The 15,212-nt window shown below is 70.1% G+C and carries 13 protein-coding genes and 1 tRNA gene; 10 read left to right on the top strand and 4 right to left on the bottom strand.

The window, feature by feature from the left end:
* The first annotated feature begins 21 nt into the window (after positions 1-21).
* The gene (locus BMW85_RS27425) at positions 22-1,503 is read left to right on the top strand and encodes a CYTH and CHAD domain-containing protein (protein WP_091086859.1); all 1,482 of its coding nucleotides are present in this window, start codon (positions 22-24) and stop codon (positions 1,501-1,503) included.
* Here the strand turns inward: BMW85_RS27425 and BMW85_RS27420 are convergent.
* The 4 genes from BMW85_RS27420 to BMW85_RS27405 form a co-directional block, all read right to left on the bottom strand.
* The gene (locus tag BMW85_RS27420) at positions 1,478-2,332 is read right to left on the bottom strand and encodes an NUDIX hydrolase (RefSeq protein ID WP_245775098.1); all 855 of its coding nucleotides are present in this window, start codon (positions 2,330-2,332) and stop codon (positions 1,478-1,480) included. The genes BMW85_RS27425 and BMW85_RS27420 overlap by 26 nt on opposite strands.
* On the bottom strand, positions 2,322-4,382 hold the full coding sequence (locus BMW85_RS27415) for an RNA degradosome polyphosphate kinase (protein WP_091086857.1): 2,061 nt from the start codon (positions 4,380-4,382) through the stop codon (positions 2,322-2,324). Before BMW85_RS27415 ends, BMW85_RS27420 begins: the two co-directional genes overlap by 11 nt.
* Positions 4,383-4,501: 119 nt before the next feature.
* On the bottom strand, positions 4,502-5,410 hold the full coding sequence (locus tag BMW85_RS27410) for a TetR/AcrR family transcriptional regulator (RefSeq protein WP_425434377.1): 909 nt from the start codon (positions 5,408-5,410) through the stop codon (positions 4,502-4,504).
* A gap of 43 nt (positions 5,411-5,453) precedes the next feature.
* Positions 5,454-6,392: an acyl-CoA desaturase gene (locus BMW85_RS27405; RefSeq protein WP_091086852.1), complete on the bottom strand. Its 939-nt coding sequence runs from the start codon at positions 6,390-6,392 to the stop codon at positions 5,454-5,456.
* 266 nt (positions 6,393-6,658) lie between these two features.
* On the opposite strand from BMW85_RS27405, the gene BMW85_RS27400 reads away from it, so the two are divergent.
* The 9 genes from BMW85_RS27400 (at position 6,659) to cysN (ending at position 15,187) form a co-directional block, all read left to right on the top strand.
* A tRNA-Gln gene (locus BMW85_RS27400) sits at positions 6,659-6,730 on the top strand.
* Positions 6,731-6,865: 135 nt separating this feature from the next.
* Complete coding sequence (gene glmU / locus BMW85_RS27395; RefSeq protein ID WP_091086849.1) at positions 6,866-8,317, top strand: bifunctional UDP-N-acetylglucosamine diphosphorylase/glucosamine-1-phosphate N-acetyltransferase GlmU; 1,452 nt, start codon at positions 6,866-6,868, stop codon at positions 8,315-8,317.
* Positions 8,314-9,291 (top strand): ribose-phosphate diphosphokinase, encoded by a 978-nt coding sequence (locus BMW85_RS27390; protein ID WP_091086847.1) that lies wholly within the window; start codon positions 8,314-8,316, stop codon positions 9,289-9,291. The genes glmU and BMW85_RS27390 overlap by 4 nt, the downstream gene beginning before the upstream one ends.
* A 100-nt stretch (positions 9,292-9,391) precedes the next feature.
* Entirely contained in the window at positions 9,392-10,024 is a 633-nt protein-coding gene (locus BMW85_RS27385) for a 50S ribosomal protein L25/general stress protein Ctc (protein ID WP_091086845.1), read from the top strand.
* Between the two features lie 64 nt (positions 10,025-10,088).
* Positions 10,089-10,673: an aminoacyl-tRNA hydrolase gene (gene pth, locus BMW85_RS27380; protein ID WP_091086842.1), complete on the top strand. Its 585-nt coding sequence runs from the start codon at positions 10,089-10,091 to the stop codon at positions 10,671-10,673.
* Positions 10,674-10,789: 116 nt separating this feature from the next.
* Complete coding sequence (locus BMW85_RS27375; RefSeq protein WP_091086839.1) at positions 10,790-12,226, top strand: sugar transferase; 1,437 nt, start codon at positions 10,790-10,792, stop codon at positions 12,224-12,226.
* Positions 12,226-12,990: a 3'(2'),5'-bisphosphate nucleotidase CysQ gene (locus BMW85_RS27370; RefSeq protein ID WP_177240910.1), complete on the top strand. Its 765-nt coding sequence runs from the start codon at positions 12,226-12,228 to the stop codon at positions 12,988-12,990. Before BMW85_RS27375 ends, BMW85_RS27370 begins: the two co-directional genes overlap by 1 nt.
* 19 nt (positions 12,991-13,009) lie before the next feature.
* On the top strand, positions 13,010-13,924 hold the full coding sequence (gene cysD, locus BMW85_RS27365; protein WP_091086835.1) for a sulfate adenylyltransferase subunit CysD: 915 nt from the start codon (positions 13,010-13,012) through the stop codon (positions 13,922-13,924).
* Positions 13,925-15,187 carry a sulfate adenylyltransferase subunit CysN gene (gene cysN, locus BMW85_RS27360; RefSeq protein WP_091086833.1) on the top strand — a complete coding sequence of 421 codons (1,263 nt, stop codon included), beginning with the start codon at positions 13,925-13,927 and terminating at the stop codon, positions 15,185-15,187.
* Positions 15,188-15,212 lie beyond the last annotated feature (25 nt).

The raw sequence follows: 15,212 nt of genomic DNA, 5'->3' as shown, positions 1-15,212 counted from the left end.
ATCGGACTTTTGTGAGGTGCAGTGGGCATCGAGATCGAGGACAAGTTCGACGTTCCGCGGGATTACGCACTTCCCGACCTGAACGACCTCGCCACCGACGTCATCGGGCCGAAGAGTTACCAGCTCGTGGCGCTCTACTATGACACCCCCGACCTGCGGCTGGCCGCCAGAGGCGTGACGCTCAGACGGCGAAGAGGCGGCGACGACGCCGGCTGGCATCTCAAGCTGCCCAAGGCCAAGGGCGTACGACAGGAGATCGCCGTGCCGCTCACCCGGACCACCAGGGCCGTCCCCCCGGAGCTGGCCGAGCTGGTCCGCGCCTACACCCGCGGCGCCGAGCTGGAGGTGGTCGCCGAGCTGGACACCCGCAGGAGCGTCACCGTCCTGCGCGACGGCGAGACCCGGCTGCTGGAGCTCGCCGACGACAACGTCAAGGCCATCGACCGCCGCGAGGGCGGCCGGGTCCTGCGCTGGCGCGAGGTCGAGGCCGAGCTGATCGACGAAAACCAGCGGACGCTGCTGGCCAAGGTCGGCAAGCGGCTGAGGAAGTCCGGCGCCGAGCCGTCAGGGGCCGCCAGCAAGCTCGCGAAGCTGCTCAGGCCGGCCCCGCCGCCCCTGGCCCGCTGCGAGCCCGACTCGGCGGGCGAGGTCGTGCTCGCCTACCTCGCGAGCCAGGTCGACGCCCTCCTCTCCCAGGACCCCCGGGTACGCCGCGCCGAGGACGACGCCGTCCACCAGATGCGCGTGGCCTGCCGGCGGCTGCGCAGCGCGCTCAAGGCGTTCAAGACCGTGGTCACCGGCACCGAGCAGGTCCAGGACGAGCTGCGCCGGCTCGGCGACGTGCTCGGCGAGGCCCGCGACCTGGAGGTCATCAGGGCCAGGTTCGGCGAGAGGCTGGCCGGGCTGCCGCCCGGGCTGGTCGTCGGCCCCGTACAGGAGCGCCTCGGCGCCGACCTGCTCGCCCGCGAGCGGGACGCGTACGAGCGAATCAAGGACACCCTCAGCGGCGAGCGCTACTACACCCTGCTGAACGACCTCGACGCGCTGCTCGCCGGCCCGAGCCTCGGCAAGGCCGCGCCCAAGCCCGCGAAGGAGCGGCTCGCCGCCATCGCGGCGGACAACTGGAGCCGGGTGACCAAGGCGTACGACCGGGCCAGGACCGTCGAGGACCCGGAGCGCCGCGAGACCGCCATGCATGACGTGCGCAAGGCGGCCAAACGCGCCCGTTACACCGCCGAGGCGCTCCGGCCCACCCTCGGCAAGGACATGGTCAAGCTCGCCGGGCGGGCCGAGGACATCCAGGAGGTCCTGGGGGCGCACCAGGACGGCGTGGTCGCGCAGGAGACGCTGATCGAGGAGGCGGAGCGCGCCCGGCGGGCGGGCGAGGACACCTTCACGTACGGGCTGCTCGTCGGGATCGAGCGCGACCTCGCCGCGCGGGCGCACGACGACTTCCCGGAGGTGTGGGCGGAGACGGTCAAGGCGGTGGAGAAGCTGCTGTGACCGGGTGGCGTTCGACGCCGACGACCCGGTCGCCCACCCGGTGCAGCACGGCGAACGCGCCCTTGCGGAGGTTGATCTCCTTGCCGGTGAGGGCATGGAGCAGTCCGGGCAGCACCTTGCCGTGGCTGCACACGGCCGCGGGGACGGTGAGCTCGCGCACCAGGACAGGCGTCTTGCGCGGGTCCTGGCCCTCCTCGCTGAGCAGCGGATCCAGCAGGATCTCGCCTCCGTACGGCTCCAGCGTCTGCACGCAGCGCGCGCTCGGCGAGCTCATCAGCAGCTCCGGCCGGTAGGCGGGCAGCGCCGTGGCCAGGGTGGCGGCCTGGCGCCGCCCGCCGGCGTCGAGCGGGCGGCGCTCGTCGTCGCCGTCCCACTCGGCGCGGGAGCCGGCTGTGGCGTGCCGGACGAGCACGAGGGGCACGGTCTCCAGCGGCGCGTCGGCCAGGCGGCGCACCAGCCCGGCGTCCCACCCGTACGTCAGCAGCGCCCCGGCCTCCTCCACCGGCAGCCAGCGCAGCTCGTCGACCTCCTCGCCGGGCGTGAAGCCGTCGTCGGCGACCACGCGCGCGGTCCAGTAGTCGACCCGCTTGAGCCGGCCCCGTACGAGGTAGTGGACGGGTGGCAGGGCGCGGCCGAGCGTGACCGTGAGGCCGGTCTCCTCGCGGACCTCGCGCAGCGCGGCGGCGACGACGTGCTCGCCGGGTTCGAGCTTGCCCTTGGGGAGGGTCCAGTCGCCGTAGGCGGGGCGGTGGATGACGGCGACCTCGGGACGGCTCGCCGGCCCCCGCCAGACCACGGCTCCGGCGGCCCGGAGCAGGTCAGTCGTCAACGGTCCTCCATCGCCTGGTGCTGATGAGGTGGGTCTGGAGGTCCTCGCCGGGCCGGCGGGTCCAGGAGCCGTCGGGGCCCAGCCACCATGTGCTCGTCGTCTCGGCCATGGCGAGGTCCATCAGCTCGACGAGGTACGCCTTGTGCTGCTGCGAGGTCACCTTGACCAGGGCCTCGACGCGGCGGTCGAGGTTGCGGCGCATGAGGTCGGCGCTGCCGATCCAGATCTCCGGCCGCCGCCCGAGCCCGAACTCGTAGACGCGGGAGTGCTCCAGGAACCGCCCCAGGACCGACCGGACGCGGATGTTCTCCGACAGGCCGGGAACTCCGGGACGGAGCGAGCAGACGCCACGTACCCAGAGATCGACCGGCACCCCGGCTCGCGAGGCCCGGTAGAGCGCGTCGATGATCGGCTCGTCGACCAGCGAGTTGGTCTTGATCCGGATGCGGGCGGGCCGCCCGGCCTGCTGGTGGGCGATCTCCCGCTCGATCCTGGCCACCAGGCCGCTGCGCATGGAGTGGGGGGCGACGAGCAGGCGGCGGTAGGCGGTCTGGTTGGAGTAGCCGGTCAGGTGGATGAACAGGTCGGTGACGTCCTCGCCGACCAGCGGGTCGGCGGTGAGCAGGCCGAAGTCCTCGTACTGGCGGGCGGTCTTGGGGTTGTAGTTGCCGGTGCCGATGTGGCAGTAGCGGCGCAGCTCGCCGGAGGGCTCCTGACGGACGACCAGGGCCAGCTTGCAGTGGGTCTTCAGCCCGACCATGCCGTAGACGACGTGGCAGCCGGCCCGCTCCAGCTTGCGCGCCCAGGAGATGTTGGCGTGCTCGTCGAACCTGGCCTTGATCTCCACGACCACGACGACCTGCTTGCCCGCCTCGGCGGCGTCGATGAGCGCGTCGACGATGGGGGACTCGCCGCTGGTGCGGTAGAGGGTCTGCTTGATCGCCAGGACGCGCGGGTCGGCGGCGGCCACCTCGATGAAGCGCTGGACGCTCGTGGCGAAGGAGTCGTACGGGTGGTGCAGCAGGACGTCGCGCTCGCGCAGCGTGGTGAAGATGTCGTCCTCGGCGCTGACGGCCTCGGCAGGCACGAACGGGCGGTAGCAGAGCTCGCCGCGTTCGAGGTCGGCGATGGCGTGCAGGCCCGACAGGTCGAGCGGTCCCGGCAGCCGGTAGATCTCGTGCGGGGCCAGCTCCAGCTCCTCCACGAGCAGGGCCAGCACCTCGGGCGTGATCGTCTCCTCGACCTCCAGCCGCACCGGCGGGCCGAAGCGCCGCTTGAGCAGCTCCTTCTCCAGGGCCTGCATGAGGTTCTCGGTGACGTCCTCGTCGACGTCGAGGTCCTCGTTCCTGGTGACGCGGAAGACGTGGTGCTGGAGGATCTCCATGCCCTTGAAGAGCTGGCCCAGGTGGGCCGCGATGACGTCCTCCAGCGGGACGAAACGGTCCTTCGACGCCAGGATGAACCGGGGGAGCTGCGAGGGCACCTTGACCCGGGCGAAGACCGTGTGGTCGTTGGCCGGGTTGCGGACCAGGACGGCCAGGTTGAGGCTGAGGCCCGAGATGTAGGGGAACGGGTGCGCGGGGTCCACCGCCAGCGGCGTGAGCACCGGCCGGATGCGCTCCCTGAACAGCTTGCGCAGCTCGGTGCGCTCCTCGCGGTCGAGGTCGTCCCAGCGGACGATCTCGATGCCCTCGCCGGCGAGCTGCGGGCAGATCTTGTCGTGGAAGACGGCGGCGTGCCGCCGGGCCAGCGCCTCGGCGACGCCGGCGATGCGGATCAGCTCCTCGCGGGGCTTGAGTCCGCTCTTGGTGCGCAGCAGCAACCCGGTGGCCATCCGCCGTTTGAGCCCGGCGACCCGGACACGGAAGAACTCGTCCAGGTTGCTCGCGAAGATGGCGAGGAAACGCACCCGCTCCAGCAGGGGGAGAGCGGAGTCCTCCGCCAGTTCGAGCACGCGCTCATTGAACTGGAGCCAGCTCTCCTCCCGGTTGAGGAAGCGTTCCTGCGGTAGCGGCAGATCGTTGGCAGGAGACACCGGTTCTGCGGACATATGGCGTATATTGCCCCGTTCGGTTGAACATCACGTTAACGGCGCCGCAACGCTCGTTTCCGCTGATCAGCGCCCTCTTCCTCCTATGGTCACCCACGGCTGCCGTTCCGTTCAACCCGTCACTCCGACTGATCTACCTGTTCGAGACGCGCGGCCCGCTCGGCGAGCTTGGCCTCCCGCTGGCGGATCTTGTCCTCGCGCTCGCGGGCCTTCTCCGCCTCCTTGAGCAGCCGCTCGCGCTCCTTCAGCTCGCGGACCCGGGCTTTCTCGGCCTCCTTCAGCTCGCGCTGGCGGACCTTCTCGGCCTCCTTCAGCTCGCGCTCGCGGGCCTTCTCCAGCTCGCGCAGCTCCTTCTCGCTGCTCGGGCGGGGCTTCGGCGGGGCGGTGTCGCGCGCCCGGGTGACGGCGCTGATGGCCGGCTGGGGGTTGAGCCCTCTCAGACCGTTCCAGGCCAGGTTGACCAGGTGGGCCGCGACCTCCTCGCGGCCCGGCTTGCGTACCTCCAGCCACCACTGCCCGGTCAGCGCGACCATGCCGACCAGCATCTGGGCGTACATGGGGGCGGACTTGGGGTCGTAGCCCCTGGCCGCGAACTCGTCGGCGAGGACGTCCTCGACCTGGCTGGCGATCTCACTGATCAGGCTCGCGAAGGTGCCGGTGCCCGAGGCGGCGTGCGAGTCGCGGACCAGGATGCGGAAGCCCTCGCTGCTCTCCTCGATGTACTGGAGCAGCGCGAGGGCGGCCCGTTCGACCTTGATCAGGGAGTGGGAGGCCGCCAGCGCCTCGGTGATCATCGTGAGCAGCTTCTGCATCTCGCGGTCGACGACCACCGCGTAGACGCCTTCCTTGCCGCCGAAGTGCTCGTAGACGACGGGCTTGGACACCTGCGCGGTGGCCGCGATCTCCTCGATGGAGGTCCCGTCGAACCCCTTCTCCGCGAAGAGGGTGCGGCTGATGCGGATCAGCTGCTCTCGTCGCTCGCTACCGGACATGCGCCTGCGAGGTCGGGGTTCGGTCACAGGTTCCATAATGACGGCCACGCTCCCGTGGCCGCTCATCGGATGTTCCTCGTCAGGCAATCCGCTTCGCCGCCAGGCGCTCAGGGGTCGGCCAGCGCACGTCGTGGACCCAGCCGAGCCGCTCGAAGATCCTGATCAGGCCGGCGCTCAGGTCGATCTGGCCCTTGAGCGCGCCGTGGCGGGCGCAGGTCGGGTCGGAGTGGTGCAGGTTGTGCCAGGACTCGCCGAAGGACGGGATGGCCAGCCACCACACGTTGCGGGACTTGTCACGCACCTGGAAGTCCTCCTCGCCGAAGACGTGGCAGATGGAGTTGATGGACCAGGTCACGTGGTGCAGCAGGCCGATGCGGATCAGGGAGCCCCAGAAGAAAGCGGTCACCGCGCCCTGCCAGGACCAGGTGACGAGGCCGCCGAGCACCGCGGGCAGCAGGATCGAGGTGAGGGCGAGCGGGCCGAACCACTTGTGCAGCTTCATCACGTCCGGGTCCTTGCACAGGTCCGGGGCGTACTTCTCGCGGTTGGTGCGCTCGCTCTCGAACAGCCAGCCCATATGGGCGTAGAGCAGGCCCTTGGCCATGTTCTTGAAGCCGGGGCCGAAGCGCCACGGCGAGTGCGGGTCGCCCTCCTTGTCGGAGAACTTGTGGTGCTTGCGGTGGGTGGCCACCCAGTCGAGCACGGACATCTCCAGCGACAGGCTGCCGGCGATGCCCATGGCGATCTTCAGCGGCCGCTTGGCCTTGAACGAGCCGTGCGTGAAGTAGCGGTGCAGGCCCACGGTGACGCCGAGGCCGGAGACGACGTAGAAGACGAAGGCGATGATGACGTCCGTCCAGCCGAGACCCCATCCCCAGGCGAACGGCACGGCCGCGGCGACCGCGACGATGGGGAGCCCGACGACCAGGCCGAAGGTGACGAGTTCGGCGCGGGATTTCGGCTCGGGTTCGAAGTCCGGCTTGGGTGCGGGGGCGGGGCGTTCGGCGACAACGGTCATGGGCGACCTCCAACAGCATGTATGGGGAGAATGTCCGGGCTACGCAACCGTAACCTACGCCATCGTAGGTTAGGAAGTCCTGTTGCGCGCATGGCGGAGAAGTGACGCTCTTCCCCATAAGGTGGGTGGGAATCATCGCTTGTGGCGGTTGGCACGTTCTGTTATGAGAAGCGGCCCTGATACCTGCGCGGATGGTCATTCGCGGCGCGGGACCCGGTCAGGGCTCGGTATCGTAGGAGTGTGTCGGACGCCACGTGTCCGATCTGTCCCGGATCGTCTAATCGGCAGGACAAGTGGTTTTGGTCCACTTTGTAGGGGTTCGAGTCCTCTTCCGGGAGCTTTGAGGCAAGACCCGGCGAGATTGTCCGGGGGGCGGACAGGTATCCTCACGGTGTCGGGAGGGTAGCGGTGCGGTAGTCATAGAAGAGCCGTACCAATGGCCCTGATCGTCCAGTCACAGGGAGCCTCAGTCCGTGAGTGTGCCGCGCCCGGCAGCCGTCATCGTCCTCGCCGCGGGCGAGGGCACCCGGATGAAGAGCCAGACCCCGAAAGTCCTGCACGAGCTGTGCGGCCGCGCCTTGGTCGACCACATGCTCGCCGCCGCCCGTGAGCTCGGTCCCGAGCGGCTCGTCGTCGTCATCGGCCACGCGCTGGAGCAGGTCGGCGGCCATCTGGCGGCCCACAGCCCCGACGCGCGCGCCGTCGTCCAGCGTGAGCAGCGGGGCACCGGCCACGCGGTACGCACCGTGCTGGAGGAGCTGGGCACCATCCCCGGCACGGTCCTCGTCACCTACGGCGACGTGCCTCTCCTGCGCACCCAGACCCTCGCCGCGCTGCTCGAACGGCACGCCGCCGACGGCAACGCGGTCACCGTCCTCACCGCCGAGGTGCCCGACCCGACCGGCTACGGCCGGATCGTCCGCGACGAGTCGGGGGCGGTCCTCGGGATCGTCGAGGAGAAGGACGCCACGCCCGAGCAGCGGGCGATCAAGGAAATGAACTCCGGCATCTACGCCTTCGACGGCGAGCTGCTCGCCGACGCCGTCAAGCGCGTGTCCACCGACAACGCCCAGGGCGAGGAATACCTCACCGACGTCCTCGCCATCCTGCGCGGCGACGGCCACCGGGTCGGCGCCTGCGCCGCCGGCGACCACGTCGAGGTCGAGGGCGTCAACGACCGGGTGCAGCTCGCCGCCGCCCGCCAGGTGCTCAACCGGCGCCTGCTGGAGGACCACATGCGCGCCGGGGTCACCATCGTCGACCCCGGCAGCACCTGGATCGACGTCGGCGTGCGGATCGCGGCCGACGCCGTCATCCACCCCGGCACCCAGCTCCACGGCGAGACCGTCATCGAGGCCGGCGCCGAGGTCGGCCCCGCCACCACGCTCACCGGCACCCGCGTCGGCGAGCGGGCGGTCGTCCGCAACGCCGTCTGCGACCACGCCGACATCGGCCCCGAGGCCAACGTCGGCCCCTACGCCTATCTGCGGCCCGGCACCGTGCTCAAGCACAAGGCCAAGGCCGGCACCTTCGTCGAGACGAAGAACACCACCGTGGGCGAACGCTCCAAGGTGCCGCACCTCACCTACGCCGGCGACGCCACGATCGGCGACGACGTCAACATCGGCGCGTCCACCGTCTTCGTCAACTACGACGGGGTCAACAAGAGCCACACCACCGTGCGCGACGGTGCCTTCGTCGGCTGTGACACCATGCTCGTCGCCCCGGTGACCGTCGGCGACGGCGCCTACACCGCGGCGGGCTCGGTGATCATCGACGACGTTCCCCCCGGAGCCATCGGGGTGGCGCGAGCGCGACAGCGCAACATCGAGAAATGGGTCTTGCGCAGGCGCGCGGGCACCAAGTCGGCCGCGGCCGCCGAGCGTGCGCTGGCGGAGCGAGAGCAGCAGGAGAATCAGCAGTGACCAGCATCAAATCGCCCGGCGAGAAGAACCTCATGCTCTTCTCCGGCCGGGCCCACCCGGAGCTGGCCGAGGAGATCGCCCGGCACGTGGGCGTCTCCCTCACCCCCACCAAACTCATCGACTTCGCCAACGGCGAGATCTACGCCCGCTACCTCGAGTCGGTGCGCGGCTGCGACGCCTTCGTGATCCAGAGCCACACCGTCCCGATCAACCAGTGGATCATGGAGCAGCTGATCATGGTGGACGCGCTCAAGCGCGCCTCCGCCAAGCGCATCACCGTGGTCATGCCCTTCTACGGCTACGCCCGCCAGGACAAGAAAGGCCGCGGGCGCGAGCCGATCACCGCCCGTCTCATCGCCGACATGTTCAAGACCGCGGGCGCCGACCGGCTCATGTCGATCGACCTGCACACCTCGCAGATCCAGGGCTTCTTCGACGGCCCGGTCGACCACCTGTTCGCCATGCCGGTCCTGGAGAACTACCTCAAGAACAAGCTCGACCTGGACAACACCACCATCGTCTCGCCCGACACCGGCCGGGTGCGGCTGTCGGAGCGCTGGGCCGACACGCTCGGCACCCCGTTGGCGTTCATCCACAAGCGCCGCGACCTCGACGTGGCCAACCAGGTCAAGGTCAGTGAGGTCGTCGGCCGCGTACGCGGGCGCACCTGCGTGCTCATCGACGACATGATCGACACCGCGGGCACCATCTGCAAGGCCGCCGACGCGCTCTACGAGCAGGGCGCCACCAACGTGGTCGTCGCCGCCACCCACGCGGTCTTCTCCGACCCCGCCGTGGACCGGCTGAAGAACTCCCGCATCAGCGAGGTCGTCGTCACCAACACGCTGCCGTTGTCGCAGGCCGCCAGGTTCGACAAGCTGACGGTGCTGTCCATCGCCCCGCTGATCGCGCGGGCCATCACGGAGGTCTTCAAGGACGGCTCGGTCACGAGTCTGTTCGAGGGTGACACCTGAGCCCTATAAACTGAATTGGTTGCGCTCGTAACGCCTTCCGCTAGGGCGGGTGAGGGTGAGCGCAGACGACCGATTCCCCACTGCATCCCTAGGAGATGTCGTGTCCGAAGTACGTATCGCCGCCGAGCCCCGCACCACGTTCGGCAAGGGCGCGGCCCGCAAGATCCGCCGCGCCGACAAGGTGCCCGCAGTCCTCTACGGGCACGGCATCGAGCCCAAGCACCTCACCCTGCCCGGCCACGAGGTCCTGCTCGCGCTCCGCACGGCCAACGTGCTCATCCGGCTCCAGGGCGAGGGCGTGGACGAGCTCGCGCTGCCCAAGGGCGTCCAGCGTGACCCGATCAAGGGCTTCGTCGAGCACGTCGACCTGCTGCTGGTCAAGCGCGGCGAGAAGGTGACCGTCGAGATCCCGGTCACCACCGTCGGCGACGTCAACAGCGAGGGCCTGCTCGACCTGCAGCTCACCGCCCTGCCGGTCGAGGCCGAGGCCACGAACATCCCGACCGGCGTCGAGGTCGACGTCGAGGGCATGGAGGTCGGCGCCTCCGTGACCGCCGGCGAGCTCAAGCTGCCGGAGGGCTCCTCCCTCGCCACCGACGCCGAGACGGTCGTCGTCCAGGTCATCGCCAAGCCGACCGAGGCCGTCGAGGAGGCCGAGGGCGAGGCCGCCGAGGGTGAGACGGCCGCGGCCGCCGCCGAGGGCGAGAGCGCCGAGGCCACCGCCGCCGAGTAACGGGTTTCCTTCGAGAACGGGGCGGCCGCATCCGAGCCGTCCCGTTCCGCTATAAGGGGTGCATATGGACCGCTGGCTGATCGCCGGCCTGGGCAACCCGGGGCCCGAATACGCGGGCAACCGGCACAACGCCGGCTTCATGGTGCTCGACGAGCTGGCCGCCCGGGCGGGCGGGCGGTTCAAGGCGCACAAGAGCCGGGCCGAGGTGTGCGAGACCCGCGCCGCCATCCTGGCCAAGCCGCTGACCTACATGAACCTGTCCGGCGGGCCGGTCAAGGTGCTGTCCGACTTCTACAAGATCGGCCCCGAGCGGCTGATCGTCGTCCACGACGAGCTGGACGTCCCCTACGGCGCGCTGCGCGCCAAGCTGGGCGGCGGCGACAACGGCCACAACGGCCTGAAGTCGATCACGAAGGTGCTCGGCACCCGCGACTACCTGCGGGTGCGCTTCGGCATCGGGCGCCCGCCCGGCCGCATGGACCCCGCCGCCTTCGTGCTGAAGGACTTCGCCACCGTCGAGCGCAAGGACCTCCCCTTCCTGGTGGACCGGGCGGCCGACGTCGTGGAGTCGCTCATGGCCCACGGCCTGGAGGTCACCCAGAACGAGTTCCATCGGGCTGATCTGCACATATCCGGCCCTCCACGCTGATCCCCGCATAGGGTCGTTCGCCGGACCGCCGTCCTCCGCACCGCTACCATCTGTGACTGTCCGTTGCAGAATGGTCACCCGGAGGAAGTGCGTTGCGCGGCCATGGTGAGAGTCTCATGACCGTCGGCTCCGGTCACGTCGTCTCGCGGCGGGGCGGCCCGCGCGAGCCGGCCTGGGTGCACGCCTACCGGATCAAGGCCGTGGTGGCCGATCTGTGCGGCGCGGGCATCGGGGCCGCGGTGGCCTTCACGGTGCGGTTCGGGGGGTTCACCCCCTATGTGTTGCCGTACGTGCTGGTGAGCCTGGCGCTGCCGATCGTCTGGACGCTCGCGGTGGCGCTGCACCGGGCGTACGAGCCGCGCCTGGTCGGCGTCGGCTCCGAGGAGTTCCGCCGCGTCCTGCAGTCCGGCCTCACCCTCACCGCCGGCACCGCCATCGGCTCCTACGCGACCAAGACCGACGTCGCCCGCGGCTACGTGGTCCTCGCGCTGCCCCTGGTCACCCTCTTCTCCCTCCTCTTCAGGTACGCCCTGCGCCGCGGCCTGCACCGGTGCCGCGCGGTCGGCGGCTGCATGCGCAAGGTGGTCGCCGTCGGGCACGCCGCGTCGGTCGCCGAGCTGGTCGCGCTGTTCCGCGCCGAGCCCTACCACGGCCTTCACGTGGTGGCCGCCTGCCTGCCCGAGGGCGTGCCCGGCGAGCGGGTGGCCGAGGTGCCGGTCGCCGGCGACCTCAGCGACGTGCCGATCGCGGTCGACCAGTTCGACGCCGACACCGTGGCCGTGCTGGCCTGCCCCGAGATGGACGGCGAGGCGCTGCGCAGGCTGGCCTGGCGGCTGGAGCGCACCCGCACCGAGCTGGTCGTCGCCCCCGCGCTCATGGACGTCGCCGGGCCGCGCACCACGATCCGCCCGGCCGCCGGGCTGCCCCTGCTGCACGTCGAGCATCCCGAGCTGGCCGGGCTGCGGCAACTGCTCAAGAACGTCTTCGACCGCCTGGTGGCCGCGGCCCTGCTGGTGCTGCTGGCCCCGCTCATGGCCGGTCTCGCGATCGCGGTCCGGGCCACCAGCCCGGGTCCCGCGCTGTTCCGGCAGACCCGGGTGGGCCGGGGCGGGCGGCTGTTCACGATACTGAAGTTCCGCACCATGCGGCGGGGCGCCGAGCAGCAGAAGATCACGCTGGTGAGCGACCGTGAGGGGCTGCTGTTCAAGGTCCGCAACGACCCGCGGGTGACGCCGTTCGGCGTCCGCATGCGCCGCCACTCGCTCGACGAGCTGCCGCAGCTCATCAACGTCGTGCTCGGCCACATGTCGCTCGTGGGGCCGCGTCCTCCGCTGCCCGAGGAGGTTGCGCGTTATGGTGACGACGTGCGGCGACGGCTGCTCGTCCGGCCCGGGCTCACGGGGCTGTGGCAAGTAAGTGGTAGATCTGACCTATCGTGGGAGGAATCGGTCCGGCTGGACCTGCGTTACGTGGAGAACTGGTCCCTCACCCTGGACCTGCAGATCCTGTGGAAAACCTGGTCGGCCGTCGCCCGCGGGCAAGGAGCATATTGATGACGATTCGCGACGACCACGCCGTCGCCGCCGACCTGGCGAACGAGGCAGGCGAGAGGCTGCTGCAGGTTCGCCGGCGCATGGGCTTCGACGACGCGGCCGCGCTGAAGGCCGAGGGCGACCGCAGCTCCCACGTCTTCCTCATGGAGGCGCTGGCCCGGCTGCGGCCGAGCGACAGCGTCCTGTCGGAGGAGGCCACCCGCGAGGAGCGGCTCGACCCGCGCCGCCTGTCCGCCGAGCGGGTGTGGATCGTCGACCCGCTCGACGGCACCCGCGAGTTCTCGGAGGAGGGGCGCGCCGACTGGGCCGTGCACGTGGCGCTCTGGGAGCGCGGACGGCTCGCGGCGGGCGCCGTGGCGCTGCCCGCGCAGGGCCGTACGCTCACCACCGCCGAGCCGCCCAAGCTGCCGTCGTCCGCCGGCGGGCGCTTCCGCATCGCGGTCAGCCGCACCCGCCCGCCGGAGTTCGTCCAGAAGCTCGCCTATCTCGTCGGCGCCGATCTGGTGCCGATCGGCTCGGCCGGGGCCAAGATCTCCGCCGTGCTCACCGGTGAGGTGGAGGCGTACGTGCACGCCGGCGGCCAGTACGAATGGGACTCCGCCGCGCCGGTCGCCGTGGCGCAGGCCGCCGGAGCCCACGCGAGCCGCGTGGACGGCGCCGCGCTGGCCTACAACCAAGCCGACCCCTCACTACCAGATATTCTGGTTTCCCTACCGGAGCTGGCGGCATCCCTGCTCGCCGGGATTCGGGACCTGCACGCCTAAACCGCCGGAGGAAGCTCCCATGCTGCAGCGCGACTACACAACGTCGCAGCTCGACGTGCTCGAAGCCGAAGCGATCCACATCATGCGCGAGGTGGCGGCCGAGTTCGAGCGCCCCTGTCTGCTCTTCTCCGGTGGCAAGGACTCCATCGTCATGCTCCGCATCGCGGAGAAGGCGTTCTGGCCCGCGGCCATCCCGTTCCCCCTCATGCACGTCGACACGGGCCACAACTTCGACGAGGTCATCGACTTCCGCGACCGCCGCTCCGGCGAGCTCGGCGCGCGGCTCATCGTGGCCAGCGTCCAGGACTCGATCGACCAGGGCAGGGTCGTGGAGGACACCGGGCGGCGCGCCTCGCGCAACCGCCTGCAGACCACCACGCTGCTCGACGCGATCGAGGAGCACGAGTTCGACGCGGTCTTCGGCGGCGCCCGCCGCGACGAGGAGAAGGCCCGCGCCAAGGAGCGGGTGTTCTCCTTCCGCGACGACTTCGGCCAGTGGGACCCGAAGAACCAGCGCCCCGAGCTGTGGAACCTCTACAACGCGCGCATCCGCAAGGGCGAGCACATCCGCGTCTTCCCGCTGTCCAACTGGACCGAGCTGGACGTCTGGGACTACATCCGGCGCGAAGGCATCGAGATCCCCTCCATCTACTTCGCCCACACGCGCAAGGTGTTCGAGCGCGACGGCATGCTGCTGCCCGACTCCGAGGTGGTCCAGCGCGGCGAGGACGAGCCGCTGTTCGAGGCGGTCGTGCGCTACCGCACCGTGGGCGACATGACCTGCACCGGGGCCGTCCAGTCCCAGGCCGCCACGGTCGAGGAGATCATCGAGGAGATCGCGGCGACCCGCATCACCGAGCGCGGGGCCACCAGGGCCGACGACCGCTCGTCCGAGGCCGCCATGGAGGACCGCAAGCGAGAGGGCTACTTCTAAATGGACATTCTGCGCTTTGCCACGGCGGGAAGCGTCGACGACGGCAAGTCCACCCTCATCGGACGCCTGCTGTTCGACTCCAAGGCGATCTTCGAGGACCAGCTCGAAGCCGTCGAACGCACCTCCCGCGACCGGGGCACCGAGTACACCGACCTGTCGCTGCTCACCGACGGCCTGCGCGCCGAGCGGGAGCAGGGCATCACCATCGACGTCGCCTACCGCTACTTCGCCACGCCGCGCCGCAAGTTCATCATCGCCGACACCCCCGGCCACATCCAGTACACCCGCAACATGGTCACCGGCGCCTCCACGGCCGACCTGGCGATCATCCTCATCGACGCTCGCAAGGGCGTGCTGGAGCAGTCGCGGCGGCACGCGTTCCTGACCTCGCTGCTGCGGGTGCCCCACCTGGTGCTGGCGGTCAACAAGATGGACCTCGTCGACTACGCGCAGGAGCGCTTCGAGGAGATCAGGGAGGAGTTCACGGCGTTCGCCTCCAAGCTCAACGTCTCCGACCTGACCTTCATCCCGATCTCCGCGCTCAACGGCGACAACGTCGTCTCGCGCAGCGAGAACATGCCCTGGTATCTCGGCACCTCGCTGCTGCACCACCTGGAGAACGTGCACATCGCCTCCGACCGCAACCTGACCGACGTGCGCTTCCCCGTCCAATACGTCATCCGCCCCCAGCGGGCCACCGACCACGCCTTCCACGACTACCGGGGTTACGCCGGACAGGTCGCGGGCGGCGTGCTCAAGCCCGGCGACGAGGTCGTGCACCTGCCCTCCGGGCTGAGCACCCGCATCGCCTCCATCGACACCTTCGACGGGCCGGTGGAGGAGGCGTTCCCGCCCATGTCGGTGACGCTGCGCTTCGAGGACGACCTCGACATCTCGCGCGGTGACATGATCGCCCGGCCCAACAACCAGCCGCACGTCGCGCAGGAGCTGGAGGCGATGGTCTGCTGGATGGCCGACGGCGTCAAGCTGACCCCGCGGTCCAAGCTGACGATCAAGCACACCACCCGTACGGCGCGGGCGCTCGTCCGCGACCTGCACTACCGGCTCGACGTCAACACCCTGCACCGCGACGAGGAGGCCACCTCGCTCGGCCTCAACGAGATCGGCCGGGTGTCGCTGCGGGTCACGCAGCCGCTGTTCGTCGACGACTACGCGCGCAACCGGCTCACCGGCGGCTTCATCCTCATCGACGAGGCCACCAACGGCACGGTCGGCGCGGGGATGGTGCTCGACGCGCGCTGAAGGTAGATCTTTCTGGCGTTCCGTG

It is taken from the genome of Nonomuraea wenchangensis (assembly GCF_900111685.1).
In the GTDB taxonomy this organism is placed as follows: domain Bacteria; phylum Actinomycetota; class Actinomycetes; order Streptosporangiales; family Streptosporangiaceae; genus Nonomuraea; species Nonomuraea wenchangensis.
This window is presented reverse-complemented; position numbering and strand designations above follow the sequence as displayed.

What these genes read in the sequence shown, in the direction of transcription:
- BMW85_RS27375 (WP_091086839.1), top strand. Translation starts at nt 10,790, where the DNA reads ATGACCGTCGGCTCCGGTCACGTCGTCTCGCGGCGGGGCGGCCCGCGC.
- cysN (WP_091086833.1), top strand. Translation starts at nt 13,925, where the DNA reads ATGGACATTCTGCGCTTTGCCACGGCGGGAAGCGTCGACGACGGCAAG.
- BMW85_RS27415 (WP_091086857.1), bottom strand. Translation starts at nt 4,382, where the DNA reads ATGTCCGCAGAACCGGTGTCTCCTGCCAACGATCTGCCGCTACCGCAG.
- BMW85_RS27410 (WP_425434377.1), bottom strand. Translation starts at nt 5,410, where the DNA reads ATGGAACCTGTGACCGAACCCCGACCTCGCAGGCGCATGTCCGGTAGC.
- cysD (WP_091086835.1), top strand. Translation starts at nt 13,010, where the DNA reads ATGCTGCAGCGCGACTACACAACGTCGCAGCTCGACGTGCTCGAAGCC.
- BMW85_RS27405 (WP_091086852.1), bottom strand. Translation starts at nt 6,392, where the DNA reads ATGACCGTTGTCGCCGAACGCCCCGCCCCCGCACCCAAGCCGGACTTC.
- BMW85_RS27370 (WP_177240910.1), top strand. Translation starts at nt 12,226, where the DNA reads ATGACGATTCGCGACGACCACGCCGTCGCCGCCGACCTGGCGAACGAG.
- pth (WP_091086842.1), top strand. Translation starts at nt 10,089, where the DNA reads ATGGACCGCTGGCTGATCGCCGGCCTGGGCAACCCGGGGCCCGAATAC.